Genomic DNA, 22,945 nt, shown 5'->3' with positions numbered 1-22,945 from the left:
GGCTTCATGTCCAAACGGTTAAGGAATGAGTGCATCTCTTAAAAAGTTTGCACATTTTCCCATTACCCACTCATAGTCAGATTGTTAACGGCAATCTGGTAGAAACTTCCGGGCCTTATCCCCGCGATTATATGAGTGAAACGCATATGAATTTATTCACATTATAAAGCACATAAAAAGAGGAAATCAATCATTATTTTGCAAAAAACGAACAATAAGGTTTTTAAAATCAAAATCGTTCGTGCTCGGAAAGCGGTTAAATAAGTGTAAATAAAAGAACTACACAAATATTGAATAACCATTCATTTTCAGTTACTATTAAAGAGAAAATTAATTTTGAAAATTCTAAAATAAAGAGAAGGTGAGCACAATAAGGAAATCTATTCCAGATTCCTGGTGGAATCAAATGAAATTACCGGCCATTTCAGCCCCGATGTTTTTGGTGTCAGGCACCGAACTCGTCAAAAATTGTTGTCTGAATGGGGTAATTGGTTCTTTTCCTGCTCCAAATGCAAGGCCAATTGAAGTTCTGGATCAGTGGATGGGGCAATTAAATGCAGAGTTGGCGGAGGCACGGGCTCTCGAACCTAACCGCAAGATTGCACCGTGGGCGATGAATATGGTTGTACATAGTTCCTACGGCCGCCTGCAGGAAGAACTTGAATTGATTAAAAAGCACCAGCCGCAATTGGTGATTACCTCATTAGGAAGTCCGAAATTAGTTGTTGATATTGTTCATGAATATGGTGGTCTAGTGTTCTCGGATGTAAGTGATTTAAAATTTGCAAAAAAAGCGGCAGAAGCAGGTGTTGATGGCTTGATATTAGTATCTAGCGGGGCGGGAGGTCATGCTGGACAAATTAATAACTTTGCCTTTGTAGATATGGTTCGCAAATTCTGGGATGGCATTGTTGTTCTGGCAGGTTCTATTTCTACAGGGAAGGGGATTTTAGCAGCACAAGCTGCCGGAGCAGATCTTGCTTATATGGGAACAAGGTTTATCGTAGCTACCGAAAGTATGGCAAATAATGAGTACCGAGAAATGCTCGTTGAATCCACGCAAGAAGATATCCTATTAACCGATGCTTTCTCCGGTGTCATGTGTAATATGCTGGTACCAAGTATTAAAAAGGCGGGATTGAACCCAGATACACTGGTTAAAAAAGCTCAAGTTAACTTTGATAGTATGCAAAGGGAAACAAACGTAAAAGCATGGCGCGATATTTGGTCAGCAGGGCACGGCGTCGGAGCCATAAATAAAATTGAATCAGTGTCTGAAATAATAAATAGTTTAGAAAGCGAATACAAAGAAGCATTACAAACTCTCAATCGGAATGCAGGGAAATTTAGTTCCTTGCCTTGTCAATAAATTAAAAGTAAAAAACGCTCAGCGCCACTTGGCTGAGCGTTTTTACTTTGTGGTAACTTGATTGGAATACATCCATTACCTACAAACGGCCCTCTATTTTAGGACATAAGGGAAACTGAGTTTACTTCTTCTTTTTTTCCTTTGAGACGATCTTAACCACCTTATAACCTGGTTTCATTTTAATCTTTTGAACTCCATTATTGGTTGTCACTTGATACATGGTGAATTTCCGAGGCTGACGTTCGAGGACGTCGATCTTCTTAATTGTCTCTTTGTGAAAATATTTATGAAGTTTCTTGGTTTGCTTTTCTTGTTTTTCACCATAAAGGAGATCGTAGGCGAAGATAAATAAAAATATAAATAAAGCACCAAGGATAAGTGTATACAAGACAGAATATAAAAATGACAAGGTTGACATCCTTTCTTAAAGCAATCGAGAGTATCTACGTCTTCAAGAAACCATTATAACGGAAAAGCAATCTATTTATAAGTTAATGTATAGTGAATGATCTTAAGAAATAACATTATTTTGATTTGGGTAATCTAAAAGATATAAAAAATATTTTTCTTTTTTGTCCACTATATATGAACAAATTTAAAAATTTATGATAAAGTATACAATAGGAATCCTTTAATACCGCTATTTAACTGCAATATCAATGTCCTTCTGAAACGGACAACTGTTTATCCGCAAATGACATTAAAGGTTCAAATTATAAGGGGGAAATGAATAATGTCTAGTCATATTTTAGAACAATTTTTAAATGAAAATCTTGAGGATTTAAAGGGGAAAGGTCTATACAATGTCATCGATCCACTCGAGAGCCCCAATGGTCCACTAATCACGATTAATGGCAGAGAACTTGTTAATCTTTCTTCTAATAACTATTTAGGGTTAGCAACCGATGAACGTTTGAAAAATGCAGCAGCCGAAGCCATTGAATCCTACGGCGTTGGGGCAGGCGCAGTTCGTACAATCAACGGAACACTTAAGTTGCATGTGGAACTCGAAGAAAAATTAGCTGAATTTAAACATACTGAAGCAGCGATTGCCTACCAATCTGGATTCAATTGTAACATGGCAGCCATTTCTGCGGTAATGGATAAAAATGATGCCATTCTATCGGATGAATTAAACCATGCGTCGATTATTGATGGCTGTCGTCTATCGAAAGCAAAAATCATCCGTGTTAATCACTCAGATATGGAAGATTTACGTGCAAAAGCAAAAGAGGCAAAAGAGTCCGGCCTTTACAACAAGATTATGGTGATCACAGATGGCGTCTTTTCCATGGATGGCGATATTGCCTTATTGCCGGAAATCGTGGAGATTGCTGAAGAATTCGACTTAATTACATATGTCGACGATGCCCATGGTTCAGGTGTCCTTGGTGATGGAGCAGGGACCGTAAAGCATTTTGGTCTTTCTGATAAAATTGATTTTCAAATTGGCACATTATCTAAAGCAATTGGTGTAGTCGGCGGATATGTGGCTGGTAAAAAGAATCTGATTGATTGGTTAAAAGTTCGCAGCCGCCCATTCCTATTTTCAACTTCACTTACTCCTGCAGATGTAGCAGCAAGCAAGAAATCGATTGAAATTCTCATGGAAAGCACAGAGCTTAACGAGAAACTTTGGGATAATGGAAATTATCTTAAAAAAGGCTTGAAAGAGTTAGGTTTTAATATTGGTAACAGTGAAACGCCAATTACACCTTGTATTATTGGTGACGAAGCACTTACCCAACAATTCAGTAAGCGTTTGAATGAAGAAGGGGTTTATGCTAAGGCCATTGTTTTCCCAACGGTACCGAAAGGAACTGGACGTGTTCGTAACATGCCAACAGCAGCACATTCAAAAGAAATGCTCGACCGTGCAATTGCGATATATGAAAAAGTAGGTAAGGAAATGGGCGTTATTAAATAGAAAATACAATTTTTAGCTAAGTGAAGAGGACGGTGAAACGACGATGAAGCGTATATTAATTACTGGTGCTTTGGGACAGATTGGATCAGAATTAACCTTAAAACTACGAGACATTTATGGAGCGGATAATGTTATTGCGACAGATATCAAAAAGAATGAGAGTGAAGCTGCTCAAAGCGGCCCATTTGAGACGGTCGATGTAACAGATGGAAACCGAATGGTAGAAGTAGCAAAAAAATATAATGTTGATACGGTTATGCATTTAGCTGCCTTGTTATCGGCAACTGCAGAGGCGAAGCCTGTATTTGCATGGAATTTAAACATGGGTGGGCTGATGAATGGACTTGAAACGGCAAGAGAACTAAAAGCACAATTTTTCACACCTAGTTCGATTGGTGCGTTTGGGCCTTCAACACCTAAAGACAATACCCCTCAAGATACAATTATGCGACCGGCCACGATGTACGGTGTCAATAAAGTGGCAGGGGAATTATTGTCTGACTACTATTTCCACAAATTCGGAGTCGACACCCGCGGCCTGCGTTTCCCTGGATTAATTTCCTATGTCGCTCTTCCTGGCGGTGGAACCACTGATTATGCGGTTGAAATTTACTATGAAGCAGTCAAAAATGGAAAATATACTTCTTACATTGATAAAGGTACTTATATGGATATGATGTACATGCCAGATGCCTTGAATGCCATTGTTGATCTAATGGAGGCCGAATCCTCTAAATTAATCCATCGCAATGCTTTTAATGTGACGGCCATGAGTTTTGATCCAGAGGAAATTGCTGCTTCCATCGCTAAGTTTGTTCCTGGATTTGAAATTTCGTATCATGTGGATCCGGAACGTCAAAAAATAGCGGAAAGTTGGCCGAATTCCATTGATGCTACAGCAGCAAAAGAGGAATGGGGCTTTAAATACGCATTTGATTTAGATAAAATGACCAAGGACATGGTGGAAAAACTGCGTCAGAAGTTCTAATAAAAAAATCCTGAGCCAAAATGGTTCAGGATTTTTTTATTATCTTTTCACATAAATATATTTTTCCTTTTTCTCCGTAACTCTTCCTACAATCGAAGCATGTGCTAATCCACTAGCTCGAAGTTTGTCCACATACAGCGCGGCTTCCTGTTCACTGAGAGCGACAAACAAACCGCCGGAAGTAATCGCATCACAAAGGAGGAGTTGTTCCTCAGGAAGGAGTTCCTCGTAGACAACATCATCCGCTAACCATTTATGATTCGCCTTCGAACCGCCGGGAACTACACCATTTTTCGCTAATTCAAGGGCACCTTCTAGGACAGGGACTTGGCCGAGTGAAAATTCAAAACTGACATGACTGCCGCGTGCCATTTCACTTCCATGACCTAGTAATCCAAATCCAGTTATATCCGTGACAGCGTGAGGGTGAAATTCTGTTAACACTTCAGCCGCCACCTTATTTAGCTCAGCCATGGTGTCAGTCACAGTTTGTTCTTGTTCTGGCGTTACTGCACTTCTTTTTATACCAGTTGTGATGATTCCGACACCGATAGGTTTGGTCAACACAAGGACATCACCAGACTGGGCACCGACATTTTTCCACACTTTATCTGGGTGGACGATTCCAGTTACAGATAATCCAAATTTAGGTTCTTGGTCATCAATAGAATGGCCGCCAACGGTAATCGCTCCGGCTTCCTTTACTTTATCAGCTGCTCCACGCAGTATCTCCGAAAGCATCTCAGCGCCCAATTTTTTAATAGGGAAGCCGACGATGTTTAAGACGGTTTTAGGCTCTCCACCCATAGCATACACATCACTTAATGCGTTTGCAGCGGTGATTTGTCCAAACATATAAGGGTCATCCACAATAGGAGTAAAGTAATCCACGGTCTGAATTAGTGCAATCGAGTCAGTTAATTGATAGACCCCAGCATCATCAGATGTATCAAGTCCCACTAATAATTCTGGAACAGGTTCTTGTTTTGGTAAATGACGCAAAACTTGCGCCAGGTCCTCAGGACCAATTTTGCAGCCTCAACCAGCTTTTGTTGAAAAAGAGGTCAAGCGTACTTTATCTTGTTCACTCATCGTGTCCACCTCCATTTTTATAGTATAACTCTTTCCCAAAAAATCCGCACGGATAGACAAAAAAATTGTAGTGGAAGAAGGAATAGGGTAAAATATTTACACTATCACGAAGTAGTAAACACATTTTTTTGGAGGCTGTTTCTATGAAAAATTACCATATTATTGTAGAATTTTGCATGCAATGAAACTACTCACCTAAAGCCGCGAGTTTCGCGGAAGAGCTTTTCAATCATTTTTTTAGAGATATTCAAAAGTTAGAACTAATTCCAAGTTCAGGGGGCGCATTTGAAGTGACCGTGAATGGGGAGAAAATCTATTCCAAGCTTGAAACAGGAATTTTTCCTGATACAGACGAAATGATTGAAATCATTTCCACAAAATAAAAAGAAACCCTCTAATCAAGATAAATTAGAGGGCTTTTTTTTTTACTTATAAAAAGATTATGTTACTTGAGGAACGAAAAAATATTCCCACAATAGTGAAGAAATTATGGAAGGGTAATGTATCTGTTTTTTCCTATACATCTATCTATTTTTGATATCACAACTTCTAAAATTCCGTTAGTAAAAGTGGCATAAACAGCCTGGTTCACGACTTGAAACGGAAAGTTAATGGACCTTTCTCGTTTTTTGATCTTGGAAGGGGGGTATTTAGACGCTGATATCACTAATTTATCTCCTTCTATATAAACCTTTAATTCAGAAGTTTGATATTCATTTAAAATGGCCTCAACAATCCATTCCTTTTCTGTCTCATACAGATCGATTTGAAATTGGGTTGCATCATAATAGGACGTAAGTGGATCGAGAAAATATTCCTCCAGCCATTTTTCTACTTCTTCAAAGTCAAAGTTTTGATTATTTTTCAGTTGTTTCTTTTTTGACATATTTAATCCCCCTTGCTCGTTTCATTTTATTCATAAGGGATAAAAATGTGAAGATGATATGATATAATTGGGACATGCAGAAGCGCCTCTTTTCTTAATTACGATCATCTATGGGCTCTTAAGCTTGGTATAATATAGAAGAGTACGACGGATAAAGGAGTTTTTATCTTGAAAGAATGGCTACGCTCCATCCCAGCGGTCCATGAACTTCAAAATCATCAGAGGTTTTTGAATCTACTTAATGAAAGTCAGTTGGATCAACTACATTTGACCAAACAACTTAAAGATTGTCTTGAAAGCATTAGGGGGGCAATTCTTTATGATGATTGGCCAGGTGCGAGACCAGGGACCAACGATTTTCTTGACGACCTATTTTCTATCCTCGAATCAAATATTAAGAAACAGTATTCTTATACGATTGAAAAAGTGATCAACGCAACAGGCACTATTTTACATACAAATTTAGGAAGGGCTAGATTGAGTGAAAACGCGATCAGCCATATGATTGAGACGGCAAGGAACTATTCCAACCTAGAGTATAAGTTATCTGAAGGCGAAAGAGGCTCACGACATAGTCATGTTGAAAGCTTAATTAAAGAAATCACTGGGGCTGAAGCAGCCATGGTGGTTAATAATAATGCTTCTGCTGTTTATCTTGTTTTAAGAGCCCTCGCTCTTCAAAAAGAAGTCATTGTTTCGAGAGGGCAGCTTGTTGAAATTGGCGGTTCCTTTCGAATTTCATCAATCATGGAAGAGAGTGGGGCAAACCTAGTTGAAGTGGGCACCACCAATAAAACGCATTTATTTGATTATGAAAAAGCAGTCAGCCCAGACACAGCAATTGTCATGAAAGTTCATACGAGTAATTTTAAAGTGATTGGTTTTACCAAAACGGTCGAAACAGAAGAACTTGTTCATCTTACAAAACGTTTGGAAGATGTCATTTTTTATGAAGATCTAGGAAGTGGTGCCATATACGATTTCAGGAAGCATGGAATTGGTGAGGAACCTGTCGTAAAAGAGGTCATTGGGTTAGGGGCAGATGTTGTATCTTTTAGTGGAGACAAGCTCCTTGGCGGACCACAGGCAGGGATTATTGCTGGTAAAAAAGAAATTATTGACCGTTTGAAAAAACATCAATTGGCACGAGTTCTGCGTGTCGATAAAATGACGTTAGCTGCATTAGAAGGAACATTAATTGATTATGCCCGTGGTGAAACAGGACTGGTAAATATTCCAACGCTTCGAGATTTATTTGTACCACTTGAAGAATTAGACGTTCGATCTAAGTCTTTTGTTACAAATTTATTACAAAATACCGGAAAGTATGTTACGAAAATTACTGAGGCAACCAGTCAAGTGGGTGGAGGAACGATGCCTGATGTGGAGCTTCCAACGATGGTGATCGCTTTGAAACACAGTACTCTGAGTGCAGACCAGCTTAGCAAAAAACTACGCACAGAAGTGAAGCCGGCTATTGTCGGACGGATCCAAAAAGATGAATTTATCATTGATTTACGAACAGTGACGCCTGAAGAAGAAAAGCACCTACTACAAGCTTTTATTAATATTTAGAATATAAACCTGGAGCCCCAGCACTTCATCTTAGTGCTGGGGCTTTATATAGAGAATTTAGTGCCCAAAAACCTATAGGTGCTTCGGGTAACTACATATCATGATGGGTATTATGTTTGGCCCTTGTATGGTTGCGATTCTTTACCTTTTTAGAACCACTAAGCGGCTCAGGCTGGCCAGATTGTTTTGGTGCATTTTTTCTCATGTCTTTGCCATCGTTTTTGTTCATTTTTCATCCCTCCTATATGTTAGGATGCAGTCATTAAGTCCTTTTATACCGTATATTTTTTGTAGTTCTGTGCAATTTAACTGTAAACAAAATGAAGGAGTGAAAGATGCTCATGCAAAAGTTTCCTTACCACAAAGATAAACAACAAGCATTTCAAGCAGCACAACAAGGGTATGAGAATGCCCAAGGACTATATGAAACCATCGTGAGTGATAGTGCAAGTTATGGCCATCAACTGAAACATCTGAAGGATGAAGTAAATGAAGCCTATCAGCAGATTTCAAATGCCATGGAAGTAGCATCAGAACATCAACGGGCACAGTTAGAACGGTTCCAACAGGATTTATCAACCATGGTGTCAGAAGTCAATCAAGTGGAGTAAGAAAAGCAGGCGGGAGATCGCCTGCTTTCCTTTTCTGAATTCAGTTGAAGTGCTTAGGGTTTCGCGGTCATAAGCATTGCGCTTCCGCTTTTTACTATTGATTCTTTTTCCGTTTTTTGTTATTCATTCTTTCTTTGGTGGTTAATTCAGACTCACTGGCAAATTCCTCATTAAAGCCGGCGCCTTTTCCTTGGCCTTTAGCTGCATTCATCCCTGGAATTACATGATTAGACTTTCGTTTCACCATAGTAATCACCTCCTACAACATTACTATTTCCTGCATAGCAAAAATAATGACAAAGAAAAGTTTTTTTGAGATAATATTAGTGAAAATTTCGTTTTTTCCCTACCAACATCTATATTAACACAGATGGTGTTTTTTGAATTTTCAGAACAAAATACATAAAAAAACATAAGTTAAACTTATCAATCACAATAACTTTCTTGTTATTTACTTATGAATTAGGTTGTATTAAGATAAGAATTGTGAGAAAAGTTAAGACGGATGGGAAAATTCAGACTTTTCGACTTTTCATTTATTTTAGTGAATTATGACGAATGAGGGGGTTTATAACACATGGTTAAAAACGATGTATTTAACGCACGAGCTTCTTTTGAAGCCAATGGTAAACGTTATCACTATTACCGTCTAAGTGCACTTGAAGAGGCAGGAATCGGCAACGTTTCTAAATTGCCTTACTCAGTAAAAGTTTTACTTGAATCTGTACTTCGCCAATATGATGGCCGCGTAATCGCAAAAGAGCACGTTGAAAACTTAGCTAAATGGGGAACAGCTGAACTGAAAGAAGTGGATGTTCCATTCAAACCTTCACGTGTAATTCTTCAAGACTTCACAGGAGTTCCAGCAGTGGTAGACCTTGCTTCACTAAGAAAAGCAATGGCTGACCTAGGCGGGGACCCAGACAAAATTAATCCAGAAAAAACTGTAGACCTTGTTATCGATCACTCTGTTCAAGTTGATGCTTATGGATCTAGTGATTCTTTACGAGTGAACATGGATTTAGAATTTGAACGGAATGCAGAGCGTTACCAGTTTCTTAGCTGGGCACAAAAATCATTCAACAACTATCGTGCCGTTCCGCCTGCAACAGGTATCGTTCACCAAGTAAACCTTGAATACTTGGCTGACGTTGTTCACGTAGCTGAAGTAGATGGTGAATTAGAAGCATATCCAGATACTTTAGTAGGAACAGACTCACATACAACAATGATCAATGGTATTGGTGTTCTAGGCTGGGGCGTTGGCGGTATTGAAGCTGAAGCTGGCATGTTAGGACAGCCTTCTTACTTCCCAGTACCTGAAGTTGTTGGTGTTAAGTTAACGGGCGAACTTCCAAATGGAGCAACCGCAACAGACTTAGCATTAAAAGTAACTCAAGTACTTCGCAGTAAGGGTGTAGTTGGTAAATTCGTTGAATTCTTCGGCCCGGGTGTATCTGTACTTCCACTTGCTGACCGTGCAACGATTGCAAACATGGCTCCTGAATACGGTGCTACATGCGGATTCTTCCCAATTGATGATGAATCACTAGCATATTTACGTTTAACAGGCCGTGAAGAAGATCAAATTAATGTGGTTGAACAATACTGCAAAGCTAATGGCTTATTCTTTGATCCTTCATTTGAGCCAGTTTACACAAATGTAGTTGAAATCGAACTTTCTGAAATTGAAGCAAATCTTTCTGGTCCTAAGCGTCCACAAGATTTACTCCCACTTTCAAAAATGAAAGAAGAATTCGTTAAAGCTGTTTCTGCACCACAAGGAAACCAAGGCTTTGGCTTACAAGCAGATGAACTTGATAAGTCCGCTACAGTTAAATTTAACAATGGCGACGAAACTACTATTAAAACTGGTGCAGTTGCGATTGCATCGATCACAAGCTGTACAAATACATCTAACCCGTACGTCCTAGTAGGTGCTGGATTGGTTGCGAAGAAAGCTGTTGAATTAGGAATGGAAGTTCCAAAATTCGTAAAAACATCATTAGCACCAGGATCTAAGGTAGTAACTGGATATCTTCGTGATTCTGGCTTACTTCCATACCTAGAGCAAATCGGCTTCAATCTAGTTGGTTACGGCTGTACAACATGTATCGGTAACTCCGGTCCATTAAAAGAAGAAATTGAAAAAACAATCGCTGAAAACGATCTATTAGTTACTTCAGTACTTTCTGGTAACCGTAACTTCGAAGGCCGTATTCATCCGCTTGTAAAAGCAAACTACCTTGCTTCACCACCATTAGTTGTTGCTTACGCCCTTGCTGGTACTGTAAACATCGACTTCGCTTCTGAAGCAATTGGTAAGGATAAAGATGGAAACGATGTATTCTTCAAAGATATTTGGCCATCCACTGCAGAAGTTAATGATGTAGTAAAACGCACAGTTACTCCTGAATTATTCCGGAGCGAATATGCGAACGTGTTTGGTGACAACGAACGTTGGAACGAGATCAAAACAAGCAATGAGCCATTATATACTTGGGATGAAGATTCAACATATATTGCTAATCCACCGTTCTTTGAAGGCTTATCACCAGAACCAGGTACTGTTGAACCATTAACAGGACTTCGTGTAGTAGGTAAGTTTGGTGATTCTGTAACAACTGACCATATTTCACCAGCAGGTGCTATTGGTAAAAATACGCCAGCAGGGAAATATCTACTTGAAAAAGGCGTTGCGATTCGTGACTTTAACTCTTATGGTTCCCGTCGTGGTAACCATGAAGTAATGATGCGTGGAACATTTGCAAACATTCGTATTCGTAACCAAATCGCACCAGGTACAGAAGGTGGTTTCACTACTTACTGGCCAACTGGTGAAGTTACATCGATTTATGATGCTTGCATGAAGTACAAAGAAAACGGTACTGGACTCATTGTTCTTGCTGGTAAAGATTACGGAATGGGCTCTTCACGTGACTGGGCTGCGAAGGGAACTAACCTTCTAGGAATTAAAACAGTTCTTGCTGAAAGCTTTGAACGTATTCACCGTTCAAACCTTGTGTTAATGGGTGTGCTTCCACTTCAATTTAAAGATGGCGAAAGCGCTGAAACACTTGGTTTAACTGGTAAAGAAACCATCGATGTTCAAGTAGGCGAAGATGTTAAACCACGTGACCTTCTTAAAGTAACAGCAACTGACGAAGCTGGTAACAAGAAAGAATTTGAAGTTCTTGTTCGTTTTGACTCAGAAGTTGAAATTGATTACTACCGTCACGGTGGAATTCTTCCAATGGTTCTACGTGAAAAATTACAAGCTTAATATTGATAACACCATGCCACTTGGCATGGTGTTTTTTATTGAAAGGATTGACAATCTTTAGCTCTTTTTAATAAAATATAAATAACAAACGAAAAGGAATGATTAAGGGCCGATGAAATTATAATCTTATTTTTCAGACATGATTCGAATAACGAAAAATGTTGAACCTGAAGAATAGGATTAGTATGTCCTTTTTTATGTCCAAATCGTATAAATGCGAACACAATCAAACCATTAACGGGTTTATTTGTGTTGCTCCTAAAGCGATAAATATGACATAAATCTCTCTTCAGGTTCTTGTGAAGGGAGTTTTTTAATGCTTAGAAATCAGCAAATTGTATTAAAAGTAATCGACATAGAAAAAAGTTTTCATTTAAAAAAGGTATTGGATAATATTCATTTTGATATAAAAAACGGAGAACGGATCGGGCTTGTTGGCTATAATGGAACAGGAAAAACCACTTTGGCCAATATCCTTTTCGGGAAAATTGCACCAGAAAAAGGCATTGTAGAAAAATCAAAAGATTTAACAATTGGCTATCTTTCCCAATCCATTGATTATCAGGTTAATGATTTTCAGCAGTCTTTATCAGGAAAAACCAAAAGTCATTTGCTCGAGCATGCCAGCATGTTAGGTCTCACGAAGGTTTATAACTGGGAAGAAGAGCGTTTAGAACATTTAAGTGGCGGGGAAAAGTTAAAGTTAGCATTAGCAATGGTTTGGGCTTCAAAACCAGACTTTTTAATATTGGATGAACCTACGAACCATTTAGATTTTAAAGGGATCGAGTGGTTGGTTTCTGAATTAGAGAAGTTCCGAGGCCCCGTCCTAATCATCTCGCATGATCGACATTTTTTAGATAAAACGGTAACTAGAATTTTTGAATTAGAAAATAGCAAAATTAATTTTTACAATGGAAACTATAGTGACTATCGAAAAGAGAAGAAGCTACAAATTGAAAATGAAAGACACCAATATGATGTCCAGCAGCAAAAAATAAAAGAAGTGGAAACACAAATTACTCAGTTAAAATCGTGGTCCGAAAAAGCCCATCGCGAATCTACAAAAAAAGGGAAAGGACCAAGCAAAAGACAAAATGGGTTTAAGGAATATCATCGGGTAAAGGCTAAAAAAACAGACAATCAAGTAAAATCAAAAATGAAACGACTGCAAAATGAGTTGGAAAAAAATAAGCTGGAAAAGCCTTTAGATGAAGTACAAATTAGGTTTCAGTTTGACACACAAGGGAAAAGAGGCAAAAGAATTGTCGAGGCTAAGAACTTGTCCAAATTGTTCGACAATCGAACACTTTTTCAAAAATCCAACTTCTTTATTAATTATGGCGACCGCTTGGGACTCTTGGGTGAAAATGGATGCGGTAAAACGACACTTATAAAAATGATATTAGGTCAAGAGGGTTATTCTAATGGGGAGTTGTGGAGCAGCGATTCCATAAAAATTGCTTATTTAAGTCAAGATGTTGATGAGTTGCCTGTCGAAAAAACGGCTATTGAAGCTCTAGGATTCACTGATCGTGAGAGTGTGCTGAAAGCGAGAACTCTATTAGCCAATGTAGGCTTAAAGGAGCCGTTGATCACTAAGCCAATTGGAACATTGAGTTTAGGGGAACGAACGAGAATAAAACTAGTTGATATGTTAATGAAAGAATATGACGTTCTCATTCTTGACGAACCAACCAATCATCTAGACTTACCGAGCAGGGAGCAGCTTGAAAATACGTTAGCAGAGTTTACTGGGACGATTATTACCGTTTCTCATGACTATTACTTCCTCAATAAGCTTTGTGACCGGCTGATTGTATTTGAAAATCAGCAAATTCGACGAATTGAGATGAAACCTGAGGAGTATTTAAATCAGGAGGGAACCAATGAGGACGCATTGAGAGAATCACTCTTAATAATTGAAAACAAGATTGCATCTGTCTTAGGTGAGTTATCGTTCATGGATCAAAAAGACGCTAGATATACTGAGTTAGACAAAGAATTTAATGATTTACTTAAGCAAAAACGAAAACTAATGGGCTAAAAGAATACAGCCCATCACTAGCCTAAAATTAAAGGTCCTCAATATTTTCTATTGAGGACTATTTATATTTCAGACTAAGACAGTATAAACCAGCTCAATTTTTAGCCAATAAATTTAGAAGTTCTTTCTCTTTATCTGCGCGTATCCCAGCATTCCACTCATCCTCAGCCAGTTGGCGGGTTTTCTCCCATTCATAAATATCAGTGATACTATCTTCAAGAGGCCTGTATGAAAGACCACTCTGAATGGCTTTATCAACATTGATAGAAAATGCACCTTTCCATGGCTCCACTGACTCAGGTGACAATGGAGAATTCTCGGGTACCCACAGCGGCATTTCCGTCCATGGGGCTACATTTTGATCCAAAAGAAATTGTTCTTCGGCCCAAACCACGTCTGCATTTGAACCTGTCACTTTCATACATGTATCGACAAACTCTTTTATTGTTAATGGATAATCCGGACCCGTTGCATTAAACGTTCCAGAGGAGCGCTGTTCTTCCATATCGAGGATCCAATTAGCCAGGTCTTTGTTGTCAATCATCTGCACCCGGCGGTTTGGATTTCCTGGGACCAGAACCTTGCCGCCTTTTGCCATTCTATTTACCCAATAAGGGACACGGTCCGTATAATCATTTGGTCCAATTAATTGACCAGCACGTATATTTAACACACGCCCCGGCATATTTTTCTCAGCTATTTGTTCACATAAAGCCTTAAAGTGTCCGTAATATTGATAGATGGGTCCGTCTGCATCCATGGAAAGCTGATTTGCTTCCTCGATTGACATTTCCAAGACAGGGTAGTTTTCATCTAAATTCTCTTGAATCCAATCTTGATAGACAGAAATACTCGAAATAAACGTATAATGCTGGACCTGGTCTTTTAATAAGTTTGTTGTGTTCTGGACTGTATAGGGGATAAACCCGCTTGTATCAAGTACGGCATCCCAATAGCGGTTTTGAAGCGCTTTCAAATTTCCAAATCGATTTCCGTAAAGGACTTCGATATCCTTAATTCCGGGACTTTGAATACCACGATTAAATATGGTGACTTCATGGTTTCGTTTTAAAGCTTCTTCTACGAACGTTTTCCCTAAAAAGCGGCTTCCACCTAAAACAAGTATCTTCAAAAATATCCCTCCTTCATTCATGCTTCTATTTTAACAAATTTTCGAACAATTTAGTTAACTTATCATAGAGACGAATAAAAAAATGAAAGTATTGCATATGTCTCGGATATTGTTAAAATTACAATGGGTGAAGTTGAAGGAATGATTCTAAAAACTTAACAAGAATTTACATAAAGTTGAAGGGATGCTTTTAAATGGAAAACACATACTTACAATCCGTTTCCTATGAAAACGGAGTACTAAAAATACTCGATCAAACCAAAATACCAAACATTACAGAATTTCTCGAAACAAAAAAAATTGAAGAGGCCTGGGATGCCATTAAACAACTTAAAGTTCGTGGAGCTCCGGCAATTGGCATAGCTGCAGCGTATGGATTAGTGCTTGGGATCAAGGATGCTCCAGAAAGTTCTTTTGAAGATTTTTATGGACATTTACAAAAGCAATCAGATTATTTGGCATCATCACGCCCAACAGCCGTGAACTTGTTTTGGGCTTTGAAACGAATGAATGAACGAGCACTTAAAGAGAAGGAATTACCGATTAATCAAATCAAAGAAGCCTTGGAAGAAGAAGCTCATAATATTCGTAATGAAGATGAAGAAGTATGTCGGACCATTGGAAAGCATGCTTTAAACCTATTAGAGGACGGCATGGGGATTCTAACCCATTGCAATGCGGGCGGGATCGCTACTGCGAGATATGGAACAGCTTTAGCACCACTTTATTTAGCAAAAGAAAAGGGCTGGGATATCAAAGTTTTTGCTGATGAAACAAGGCCGCTGCTACAAGGTGCGCGATTAACTGCATGGGAACTAATGCAGGCTGGCATAGATGTTACTCTCATTACAGACAATATGGCCGCAATGGTGATGCAAAAAGGCTGGGTGCAAGCAGTGATTGTCGGATGTGATCGCGTTGCAGCCAATGGTGATGTAGCTAACAAAATCGGGACATACGGGGTTGCGTTATTAGCAAAAGCCCATAATATCCCTTTCTACGTGGCAGCACCGACCTCTACGATTGATTTGGATACAAAAACAGGGACTGATATCCCAATCGAGGAAAGAGATGCATCCGAAATTACAGAGGGCTTTGGAAAAAGGACCGCTCCTGAAGGTGTGAAAGTATTTAACCCTGCGTTTGATGTCACACCAAATGAGCTTGTTACCGCAATCATTACTGAAAAAGGGATAATAAAAGGAAACTACCAGGGAGAACTTGTGAAACTCTTTCAATCCTAAGAGTGGAAGCGGATTGTTTTTGTAAATTGTCACAGTTTCGGCATATCCTTGTTTGGTTTCACCTAAGATTATAGTGTAAAATCAATGTAGCAGATTATGAAGTAAAGGAGGATTCGGGAATGATAAAAAAAGTAATTGCAACCGTAATACTTGTATCCTTACTTACAGTCGCGATTGTTCAAGCTATGGATAAGACTTCAGAAACTCCCGAAACGAAAAGTCAACCCACAGCAAGTCAAGAAGGTCTCGCTGTTGGAGCAAAAGCACCTGATTTTGAACTGAAAACACTTACCGGAGAAAAGGTAAAGCTGTCTAATTTAAAGGGCAAAAAAGTGATGCTGAACTTTTGGGCAACTTGGTGTCCTCCGTGTAAGGCAGAAATGCCGGCAATGGAGCAATTTTCAAAACAGATGCCAAAGGATGTTGTCATTTTAGCTGTTAACATTGATCCTCAATTAGATGTCCAAGGTTTTGTAGATAAAAATAAAATTACTTTTCCAATTCTTCTTGATGCAGAAGATACTGTAAATGAAACTTATCAAGTCCTATCCATACCCACTACGTATTTTATTGATAGTAAAGGAAACATACAGAACAAATATATCGGTGAAATGAAACTTGATGATATGAAAGATTTCACCAGCAAGTTAAAATAGACTAAAAAAGACGTTGGATGATCCCAATGTCTTTTTTAGTGTGAAAGGCTTTTCTTTAAAATTTTCAAAAAGTTGTAATAATTGCAACCGTTTCCGGGCATAATAACTGTTAGAATAGGAACTAAGGATGGTGATACCGATGAGAAAACCAAGAAAACGCTCATTTGCTGAGCTAGTATCTGAAAATAAAACACAACTATTAAAAGATCGCGCTGCGATGGAAAAGATTGAACAGCGCTTAGAAGAAAAACGTCTCGGTAAAGCAGAATAACTAAAAAAGTTTACCAATCATGTTTTCCTTCCTCTAGGACAAAATGTAAATAAGGAGGGATCATGACATGGGTAAAAAATATCAAACGAAACGTTTTCAACCAGATCACGTTGGAACACAACCACGTGGCTTTAGCGGGAATAAAGGAAAGAAAATGAATGATACTTCAGGCGAACATGCCCAAGTAATACAAACAAAAGGTGAATAACAATGAATTTAAGACTTGACTGGTAAAACCAGCAAGTCTTTTTTGTTTTTAAAAAATTCTTGTTTATTTTTTTCAGTCCGAAACAAACTATATCTGTACCAATTACACCCTAGGAGGAAATACAATGGCCTATAATAACAAACCGAATCCAGATGACCGCAGTGATAACGTTGAAAAGCTGCAAGCAATGATTCAGAATACAGAAAATAATATTGAAGCAGCGGAAGAATCATTAGCACTTACCGACAGCGAGACACAACGCCAGGAAATTGAGGCGAAAAACGAACGCCGTCGGGAAAGCATTGACTCCTTCCGGTCAGAAATTAAAGATGAAGCACACAACCAACAAAGCTGAAATCGAGGGCAGACCTGTTCATTGTGGACAGGTCTTTTGTTTAGGTATGGAGTGATTGTTATGGTAAGATAGAAAGGAAATTTTGAAGAAGAAGTGATGATTTTGAGACAAATTGTAAACCAGCACATTAATAATAATGAGGAAAAACTCAAACGATGGGAAATGGAACTAAATCAAAATGGTTCGATTTCTAATGAAAGTGCATTAATTTCTGCGTTGACAGATGAATCCAATCCTGTCACCTTATCAAAACTGTTAACAATTGCCGCACTCTCGCGGATTGGCCGAAATGAACAGGATAAAATGGCTGCAATTTGGATGGAAAGAGCACTTAATTTAAATCCAAATAATCAAGCGGCTAGAGAATATATGTTACAAAAGGATTGGAAAAAATTAGCGGATATACTCTTGCCTCTTACATTTCCTGCAATACGAGAAACAGATAACCGGACGGCAAAAAAGAAAACAGCCGAACAGTACATAGAAGTATGTCAAAATTTTTTAAATAATGCAGACGAAATACAAACAGATTTAGCCGCAAAAAGAGAATTCTCTGCAACCTTGAGTACGAAGGAAGTGTATCAACGGTATAATCAGATGTTTGAATTATACTCTGCTGCAATCGATGAAACAGGCAAGCTATTAAAGGCCGTGGAGGAGTATGACCAATCAATTACAGGTGTTTTCCATACCTCCACCTATTATGATGATTTAAAATTGCATTTATCCAATTTAGATGAAATCAAAGAAACTTGGCAAAAGCAATTTTACGAAGAAAACATACAATCTGTCACCGATCAAATCAATGCATTAGATCAACTAAATGATATGGTTGGAATGGAGTTTGTCAAGAAACGGGTAAATGACTTTTACCGCTTTCTCAAGTATCAAAAAAAGCGGAAAGATTTAGGATTTCAAATGCAGGACGATTTGAGTCTAAATATGATTTTAACCGGAAATCCGGGAACAGGGAAAACCACACTTGCCCGCTTATTAGCAAAAATTTATCATGAGTTAGGAGTCCTGCCTCGAGAGGAAGTGATCGAGACCGACCGCTCCCAGCTTGTGGGTTCCTTCGTTGGACAAACCGAAGAAAATGTCCGCACCGTTGTGGAACGCTCCATTGGTGGTGTGCTATTTATTGATGAAGCATACAGTTTGAAGCGCGAGGGACAAACAGGAAATGATTATGGTCAAGCTGCCATTGATACGTTAGTTTCCCTGATGACTGGAAGTGAGTTTGGCGGGAGATTTGCAGTTATTTTGGCTGGCTATCCCGAAGAAATGCGCACCTTTTTGGATGCAAATCCAGGGTTACGCAGTCGCTTTCCACAGTCAAACCTCATTCATTTACCTAATTATTCAAATGAAGAGTTAATAAAAATAGCTGAAAAAGTTTCAGCAGATAATGATTATTTCCTTAGCGACGAAGCGAAAATTGAAATTAATCATCGACTAGAACGTGAGCGGGTGGATGATACCTTTGGAAATGCACGAACAGTCCGCAATATCGTCATCGATGCGATTTTCAAAAAGGGCTCTAATAAGGAAGTCTCTGACGATAATATCCTTGAATTTATGTTATTGAATCAAGAAGATTTTCTAATCGCAAAAGAAGAAGTTGAAGAATCCCCTTATGAAAAATTAGACCGGCTTATTGGTTTAGACCAATTAAAGATGGAAATGAGGTCATTGATTTCCTTTGTTAAGATGCAGCAATACCGGTCGGAAAAAGGGCTTTCTCCAGTGCCTATTCAATTACATGCGGTTTTCACCGGCAATCCTGGAACAGGAAAAACAACCGTAGCTAAGATTTATGCAGAGCTTTTAAAGGACTGCGGTATGTTAAAACGAGGTCATCTAATTGTCGCAAGCAGAGCAGATTTTGTGGCAGGATATGTAGGACAAACTGCCGGAAAAACGAAAAAAAAGATTAAAGAAGCTCTTGGGGGAGTCCTATTTATTGATGAAGCCTATTCACTTTTCAGTTCAACATCAGGAGATTTTGGTAAAGAAGTCATCGATACACTAGTCGATGAAATGACAAAGCACAATGAAAACTTAGTGGTAGTCCTGGCGGGTTATCCACATGAAATGGACCTACTATTAGAAAGTAATCCAGGGCTTCGCTCAAGGTTTAAAAAGTTCTTCTTATTTCCAGACTATTCTTCTGAAGAACTGCTTGAAATTATGACTGTATATGCAGAAAGTTATCAATACCAGTTATCAAGTGATGCTAAAGGGCTGTTATTGAGTAAAATGGATCAAGAATCCTTTAAAGGAAATGGGCGTTTTGCTACTAATATGGTGGATGAAATGATTCAAGCACAGGCCTCAAGGTTAATGGAAGTGGAAGATGGGGAAGATCTTTTTGAAAAGTCACTCCTGCTTGAGGTTGAAGATGTAATAAAGTCGATCAATAAAATGTAATGACCAATCGAAGGAAGGGTGAGGGCCCATGGAAAACTATTTTATATCAACTCGAGAAATTCAACTCTATTATGCGGACACGGATATGATGGGAGTCATTTACCACGCTAATTATCTTAAATACTTTGAACTTGGCAGAACTGGGTTTATTGAGGACCTAGGCTATAGTTATCTCGCAATGGAGGAGTCAGGTTATTTTGCCCCAGTATATGATGTCCAAGCGACCTATAAAAAACCGTTACGGTATGGTGATCGAGGTTTTGTAAAAACTTGGGTTGAATTAAATGACGGCATCAAAACGGTATATGGTTATAAGGTTGTAAATGGTGATGAGGAGATATGTGTGGAGGGGAAGACCACACACATTATTGTTAAGAAAGATAACTTTAGACCGACTTCCTTCAAAAAAGCCTTCCCAGAGTGGTTCTTAAAATATGAAGATATTAAGAAAAAATAAACCATTTATAACATATGTGCAGGCATAAGTCTTTAGGAATGGGGTGACTTAGTTGGCTTTTGGAATCAAACGGCAGGAAGTCATCGAGTGGAAGAGAAAAATTGATAATGGAAAATTAGCTTTTTTAACCCATTATTGGTTAGATGACCGCTTTCCAGGATGCAATACGGTAACCAAGGTTGGTTGTAACAATCTTGAGCAATTAGCAGCATGGGGACAAAAACATGGATTAAAAAAAGAATGGATTCATGTTCGTAAGGATGGTTATTCTCATTTTGATTTACTTGGTGAGCGTCAACGAGACATTTTACATAAAGAAGGATTGTTAGAACATATTTGGAAAAAGAATCAGGGCACACTTGAAGAGTAATCATCTTTAAGTGTGCTTTTTGCTATGAACCATAATATACAGGGATGGACATTACCCCGTTTAGTAGCAAGATGGTTGTGACGTATGTATGTGCAATCATCGCAGGAAGAACACTACGTGATTTGACCGTTAAAAAAGCTAACATGAATCCTAGAAAAATATAAATCATATATATTATTACTGAAAAACCAAACATGGTGGTGTTGATACCGAAAGCGATGCTCGTAATGACTATCCCAATTGGTTGCGAGGTATGTCTGATCAGTTTCGAGAGAAGGATTCCACGCCATAATATTTCATCAAGAATCGCATTTACCAATGCGAATAACAAAATCAATAGAAACGGAAGCCAATGCAGGCCATCTTTTTGAAATTGTAGTGTGATACCTAAAAATAGAACAGCCATTAGTGCAAATATAAGAACAAATCTCTTAAAGGAAAAAACAATTTTAAAAGGAAGTTGAATTTCTTCAGTGAAAATCGGCCGGTGAAAGTAAGGCGTTATTTCTTGGTTAAACTGCTTAACCACAAAGCTAATCATTAAAATAGGAATCAACAATAATAATTGACTCATCATGATAAGCAAAAAAGGAGATAAATGAAAACTCTCAATAAAATGATCCATGTATCCAAGCAAGAGATTTCCGAGAAAAAATGAAATAATCATCCAACCAAAAAGGCGATTCTCTTCTTTTAAAAAAACAATGATTAAAAATAAACCAATTAATAACACAAAAAAAGGGTGGTAAAACCCTCTTGTAAATAGAAACATCATGAGTAAAAAATACCCAGAAATCCAGAGCCCTTTCGGCTTTATCCATTCCATCCGATCTTCTCCTGTCATTCATCTGAGAATAAAAAGGCTCCGTTTTAACGGAGCCACTTCATCATGTGATCTTGAATTTCCGTGTACTTTCCTTTGGCGTTACGAAGACCAAATGAACCAGCATTTTCTAAAGGGATTACACGGAAATTATGATTTCTTTTACTAGAGACATAGGTGGGATAAAAATGCGGGTTCGACAATTCAATCGAGTTTCCATTACCTGATATATGTTTTGTAATGCCAATCGTAGCTAAACCACCAATATCCTTATAATCATTACGTTGTGATGAGATAAAATTTCCTAATGAATAGACAACAAACGCTTTTCTTCCATCCTTTGTTTTGATCCATTCCATGGGTTGAAGAACATGCGGATGAGATCCAAAAATAATGTCGACACCTTCATTTGCGAGAAATCTAGCCAAATCCTTTTGTTCTTTGTTAGGCATTCGGTGGTACTCATCTCCCCAATGGATACTCATAACAATGACATCGGCTTCCTTTTTGGCGCGATGAATCTCATCACGCATCGTTTCTCGATTTATCAGATTGACGAGAAAATCCTTTCCGTTTGGAACCGGGATTCCGTTCGTTCCGTATGTATAGGAGAGAAAAGCAATCTTTATCCCATTTTTATTTAAAATCCGCAATTTTTGGCGGTCCTTTTCATCAAGGAAGCTTCCAACGTGAGGTAAACCAATACTTTCTAAATAGTCAGCCTCTGACTTAATCCCTTTTTCACCTTTATCTAAGGTATGATTATTGGCAGTAGATACAATATCTACTCCTGTGTGTACAAGAGCATCTGCCAACTCGTAAGGACTATTAAACCGTGGATAACCAGCAAGCCCTAATGTTTTTCCGCCTATCGTGCTTTCTTGATTGGCAGTTAATACGTCTGGTTTTTTTAATAGAGTTTTTACGTTCTCAAACATCGGGTCAAATTCATATGTAGCTCCATTAAAGGCATCTTGATATACATTATCGTGAATAAGGATATCTCCAATAGCTCCAATGGTTATTTTTTCTGTCATTTCTCGATTGACCAGCAATGAAGAACGGGTTTGAAGATTTTTTGCCGGTAAAACTTTTTGTTCATCCTCGGTCGTGTTTTGCCATTGTTGAATAAAAAGGAATGATGCTAAAGCAATACAAACAAAAATAATTATAACTGAAGGTAGGGCATGCCTTTTCATAATTACTCCTTATCTTTTATCT

Annotated in this window: 23 protein-coding genes, 1 pseudogene and 1 riboswitch; of the genes and pseudogenes, 16 read left to right on the top strand and 8 right to left on the bottom strand. The window is 38.4% G+C overall.

Annotated elements, in window-relative coordinates:
- Positions 1-53 precede the first annotated feature (53 nt).
- A riboswitch (purine riboswitch) is annotated at positions 54-155 on the bottom strand.
- 251 nt (positions 156-406) lie between these two features.
- The gene (locus ACE198_RS21625) at positions 407-1,369 is read left to right on the top strand and encodes an NAD(P)H-dependent flavin oxidoreductase (RefSeq protein WP_375376993.1); all 963 of its coding nucleotides are present in this window, start codon (positions 407-409) and stop codon (positions 1,367-1,369) included.
- 121 nt (positions 1,370-1,490) lie between these two features.
- Here the strand turns inward: ACE198_RS21625 and ACE198_RS21620 are convergent, their stop codons facing one another.
- Complete coding sequence (locus ACE198_RS21620; RefSeq protein ID WP_098576444.1) at positions 1,491-1,778, bottom strand: hypothetical protein; 288 nt, start codon at positions 1,776-1,778, stop codon at positions 1,491-1,493.
- Between the two features lie 324 nt (positions 1,779-2,102).
- Between ACE198_RS21620 and ACE198_RS21615 the strand changes: the two genes are divergently transcribed.
- Together ACE198_RS21615 and ACE198_RS21610 are read left to right on the top strand one after the other, a co-directional pair.
- The gene (locus tag ACE198_RS21615) at positions 2,103-3,296 is read left to right on the top strand and encodes a glycine C-acetyltransferase (protein WP_098576445.1); all 1,194 of its coding nucleotides are present in this window, start codon (positions 2,103-2,105) and stop codon (positions 3,294-3,296) included.
- A gap of 43 nt (positions 3,297-3,339) precedes the next feature.
- Positions 3,340-4,284 carry an L-threonine 3-dehydrogenase gene (locus ACE198_RS21610; RefSeq protein ID WP_375376992.1) on the top strand — a complete coding sequence of 315 codons (945 nt, stop codon included), beginning with the start codon at positions 3,340-3,342 and terminating at the stop codon, positions 4,282-4,284.
- Positions 4,285-4,323: 39 nt separating this feature from the next.
- Here ACE198_RS21610 and selD read toward each other — a convergent pair whose 3' ends face one another.
- Entirely contained in the window at positions 4,324-5,376 is a 1,053-nt protein-coding gene (gene selD, locus ACE198_RS21605) for a selenide, water dikinase SelD (protein WP_375376991.1), read from the bottom strand.
- 197 nt (positions 5,377-5,573) lie between these two features.
- Between selD and ACE198_RS21600 the strand changes: the two are divergent.
- Positions 5,574-5,759 (top strand): annotated as a pseudogene (locus tag ACE198_RS21600) (Rdx family protein); the annotation flags it as partial.
- A gap of 104 nt (positions 5,760-5,863) precedes the next feature.
- Here ACE198_RS21600 and ACE198_RS21595 read toward each other — a convergent pair.
- Positions 5,864-6,262: an Hsp20/alpha crystallin family protein gene (locus ACE198_RS21595; RefSeq protein ID WP_375376990.1), complete on the bottom strand. Its 399-nt coding sequence runs from the start codon at positions 6,260-6,262 to the stop codon at positions 5,864-5,866.
- Positions 6,263-6,430: 168 nt separating this feature from the next.
- On the opposite strand from ACE198_RS21595, the gene selA reads away from it, so the two are divergent.
- On the top strand, positions 6,431-7,837 hold the full coding sequence (selA, locus tag ACE198_RS21590; RefSeq protein ID WP_375376989.1) for an L-seryl-tRNA(Sec) selenium transferase: 1,407 nt from the start codon (positions 6,431-6,433) through the stop codon (positions 7,835-7,837).
- 91 nt (positions 7,838-7,928) lie between these two features.
- Here the strand turns inward: selA and ACE198_RS21585 are convergent, their stop codons facing one another.
- On the bottom strand, positions 7,929-8,066 hold the full coding sequence (locus tag ACE198_RS21585; RefSeq protein ID WP_098576451.1) for a small acid-soluble spore protein P: 138 nt from the start codon (positions 8,064-8,066) through the stop codon (positions 7,929-7,931).
- 112 nt (positions 8,067-8,178) lie between these two features.
- On the opposite strand from ACE198_RS21585, the gene ACE198_RS21580 reads away from it, so the two are divergent.
- Complete coding sequence (locus ACE198_RS21580; RefSeq protein WP_098576458.1) at positions 8,179-8,448, top strand: hypothetical protein; 270 nt, start codon at positions 8,179-8,181, stop codon at positions 8,446-8,448.
- Between the two features lie 94 nt (positions 8,449-8,542).
- On the opposite strand, the gene sspO is transcribed toward ACE198_RS21580, so the two are convergent.
- Positions 8,543-8,695 (bottom strand): small acid-soluble spore protein O, encoded by a 153-nt coding sequence (gene sspO / locus ACE198_RS21575; protein WP_375376988.1) that lies wholly within the window; start codon positions 8,693-8,695, stop codon positions 8,543-8,545.
- A gap of 330 nt (positions 8,696-9,025) precedes the next feature.
- Here sspO and acnA point away from each other — a divergent pair, with 330 nt between their 5' ends.
- Positions 9,026-11,731, top strand: a complete 2,706-nt coding sequence (acnA, locus tag ACE198_RS21570; RefSeq protein ID WP_098576453.1) for an aconitate hydratase AcnA — start codon at positions 9,026-9,028, stop codon at positions 11,729-11,731.
- Positions 11,732-12,047: 316 nt separating this feature from the next.
- The gene (abc-f, locus tag ACE198_RS21565; RefSeq protein ID WP_375376987.1) at positions 12,048-13,778 is read left to right on the top strand and encodes a ribosomal protection-like ABC-F family protein; all 1,731 of its coding nucleotides are present in this window, start codon (positions 12,048-12,050) and stop codon (positions 13,776-13,778) included.
- Between the two features lie 94 nt (positions 13,779-13,872).
- Here the strand turns inward: abc-f and ACE198_RS21560 are convergent, their stop codons facing one another.
- Positions 13,873-14,910, bottom strand: coding sequence for an NAD-dependent epimerase/dehydratase family protein (locus tag ACE198_RS21560; protein WP_375376986.1), 1,038 nt, complete (start codon positions 14,908-14,910; stop codon positions 13,873-13,875).
- Between the two features lie 194 nt (positions 14,911-15,104).
- On the opposite strand from ACE198_RS21560, the gene mtnA reads away from it, so the two are divergent.
- The 8 genes from mtnA to ACE198_RS21520 all read left to right on the top strand — a co-directional run bounded on the left by mtnA (position 15,105) and on the right by ACE198_RS21520 (position 20,901).
- Positions 15,105-16,154 (top strand): S-methyl-5-thioribose-1-phosphate isomerase, encoded by a 1,050-nt coding sequence (gene mtnA / locus ACE198_RS21555; protein WP_375376985.1) that lies wholly within the window; start codon positions 15,105-15,107, stop codon positions 16,152-16,154.
- A 119-nt stretch (positions 16,155-16,273) separates the two neighbouring features.
- Entirely contained in the window at positions 16,274-16,810 is a 537-nt protein-coding gene (locus ACE198_RS21550; RefSeq protein ID WP_098576457.1) for a TlpA family protein disulfide reductase, read from the top strand.
- Positions 16,811-16,949: 139 nt separating this feature from the next.
- A complete protein-coding gene (locus ACE198_RS21545) occupies positions 16,950-17,081 on the top strand; it encodes an FbpB family small basic protein (RefSeq protein ID WP_026567322.1) in 132 nt (43 codons plus the stop codon).
- 67 nt (positions 17,082-17,148) lie between these two features.
- A complete protein-coding gene (locus tag ACE198_RS21540) occupies positions 17,149-17,289 on the top strand; it encodes an acid-soluble spore protein N (protein ID WP_026567323.1) in 141 nt (46 codons plus the stop codon).
- Between the two features lie 124 nt (positions 17,290-17,413).
- Entirely contained in the window at positions 17,414-17,644 is a 231-nt protein-coding gene (gene tlp / locus ACE198_RS21535) for a small acid-soluble spore protein Tlp (protein WP_098571218.1), read from the top strand.
- A 96-nt stretch (positions 17,645-17,740) separates the two neighbouring features.
- Positions 17,741-20,074 carry an AAA family ATPase gene (locus ACE198_RS21530; RefSeq protein WP_375376984.1) on the top strand — a complete coding sequence of 778 codons (2,334 nt, stop codon included), beginning with the start codon at positions 17,741-17,743 and terminating at the stop codon, positions 20,072-20,074.
- Positions 20,075-20,102: 28 nt separating this feature from the next.
- Positions 20,103-20,531: an acyl-CoA thioesterase gene (locus tag ACE198_RS21525; RefSeq protein ID WP_375376983.1), complete on the top strand. Its 429-nt coding sequence runs from the start codon at positions 20,103-20,105 to the stop codon at positions 20,529-20,531.
- A 52-nt stretch (positions 20,532-20,583) separates the two neighbouring features.
- Positions 20,584-20,901: a hypothetical protein gene (locus ACE198_RS21520; RefSeq protein ID WP_375376982.1), complete on the top strand. Its 318-nt coding sequence runs from the start codon at positions 20,584-20,586 to the stop codon at positions 20,899-20,901.
- A gap of 22 nt (positions 20,902-20,923) precedes the next feature.
- On the opposite strand, the gene ACE198_RS21515 is transcribed toward ACE198_RS21520, so the two are convergent.
- Positions 20,924-21,727 (bottom strand): CPBP family intramembrane glutamic endopeptidase, encoded by an 804-nt coding sequence (locus ACE198_RS21515; protein WP_375376981.1) that lies wholly within the window; start codon positions 21,725-21,727, stop codon positions 20,924-20,926.
- Between the two features lie 44 nt (positions 21,728-21,771).
- Complete coding sequence (locus tag ACE198_RS21510; RefSeq protein ID WP_375376980.1) at positions 21,772-22,923, bottom strand: CapA family protein; 1,152 nt, start codon at positions 22,921-22,923, stop codon at positions 21,772-21,774.
- Positions 22,924-22,945 lie beyond the last annotated feature (22 nt).

Source organism: Neobacillus sp. KR4-4 (assembly GCF_042136325.1).
GTDB lineage: Bacteria > Bacillota > Bacilli > Bacillales > Cytobacillaceae > Neobacillus.
This window is presented reverse-complemented; position numbering and strand designations above follow the sequence as displayed.

Excerpts from the sequence above, each read along its gene's own strand:
- ACE198_RS21625 (WP_375376993.1), top strand. The coding sequence starts at position 407 with ATGAAATTACCGGCCATTTCAGCCCCGATGTTTTTGGTGTCAGGCACC.
- ACE198_RS21615 (WP_098576445.1), top strand. The coding sequence starts at position 2,103 with ATGTCTAGTCATATTTTAGAACAATTTTTAAATGAAAATCTTGAGGAT.
- ACE198_RS21610 (WP_375376992.1), top strand. The coding sequence starts at position 3,340 with ATGAAGCGTATATTAATTACTGGTGCTTTGGGACAGATTGGATCAGAA.
- ACE198_RS21595 (WP_375376990.1), bottom strand. The coding sequence starts at position 6,262 with ATGTCAAAAAAGAAACAACTGAAAAATAATCAAAACTTTGACTTTGAA.
- ACE198_RS21585 (WP_098576451.1), bottom strand. The coding sequence starts at position 8,066 with ATGAACAAAAACGATGGCAAAGACATGAGAAAAAATGCACCAAAACAA.
- ACE198_RS21580 (WP_098576458.1), top strand. The coding sequence starts at position 8,179 with ATGCAAAAGTTTCCTTACCACAAAGATAAACAACAAGCATTTCAAGCA.
- sspO (WP_375376988.1), bottom strand. The coding sequence starts at position 8,695 with ATGGTGAAACGAAAGTCTAATCATGTAATTCCAGGGATGAATGCAGCT.
- acnA (WP_098576453.1), top strand. The coding sequence starts at position 9,026 with ATGGTTAAAAACGATGTATTTAACGCACGAGCTTCTTTTGAAGCCAAT.
- abc-f (WP_375376987.1), top strand. The coding sequence starts at position 12,048 with ATGCTTAGAAATCAGCAAATTGTATTAAAAGTAATCGACATAGAAAAA.
- mtnA (WP_375376985.1), top strand. The coding sequence starts at position 15,105 with ATGGAAAACACATACTTACAATCCGTTTCCTATGAAAACGGAGTACTA.
- ACE198_RS21550 (WP_098576457.1), top strand. The coding sequence starts at position 16,274 with ATGATAAAAAAAGTAATTGCAACCGTAATACTTGTATCCTTACTTACA.
- ACE198_RS21545 (WP_026567322.1), top strand. The coding sequence starts at position 16,950 with ATGAGAAAACCAAGAAAACGCTCATTTGCTGAGCTAGTATCTGAAAAT.
- ACE198_RS21540 (WP_026567323.1), top strand. The coding sequence starts at position 17,149 with ATGGGTAAAAAATATCAAACGAAACGTTTTCAACCAGATCACGTTGGA.
- tlp (WP_098571218.1), top strand. The coding sequence starts at position 17,414 with ATGGCCTATAATAACAAACCGAATCCAGATGACCGCAGTGATAACGTT.
- ACE198_RS21530 (WP_375376984.1), top strand. The coding sequence starts at position 17,741 with ATGATTTTGAGACAAATTGTAAACCAGCACATTAATAATAATGAGGAA.
- ACE198_RS21525 (WP_375376983.1), top strand. The coding sequence starts at position 20,103 with ATGGAAAACTATTTTATATCAACTCGAGAAATTCAACTCTATTATGCG.
- ACE198_RS21515 (WP_375376981.1), bottom strand. The coding sequence starts at position 21,727 with ATGGAATGGATAAAGCCGAAAGGGCTCTGGATTTCTGGGTATTTTTTA.
- ACE198_RS21510 (WP_375376980.1), bottom strand. The coding sequence starts at position 22,923 with ATGAAAAGGCATGCCCTACCTTCAGTTATAATTATTTTTGTTTGTATT.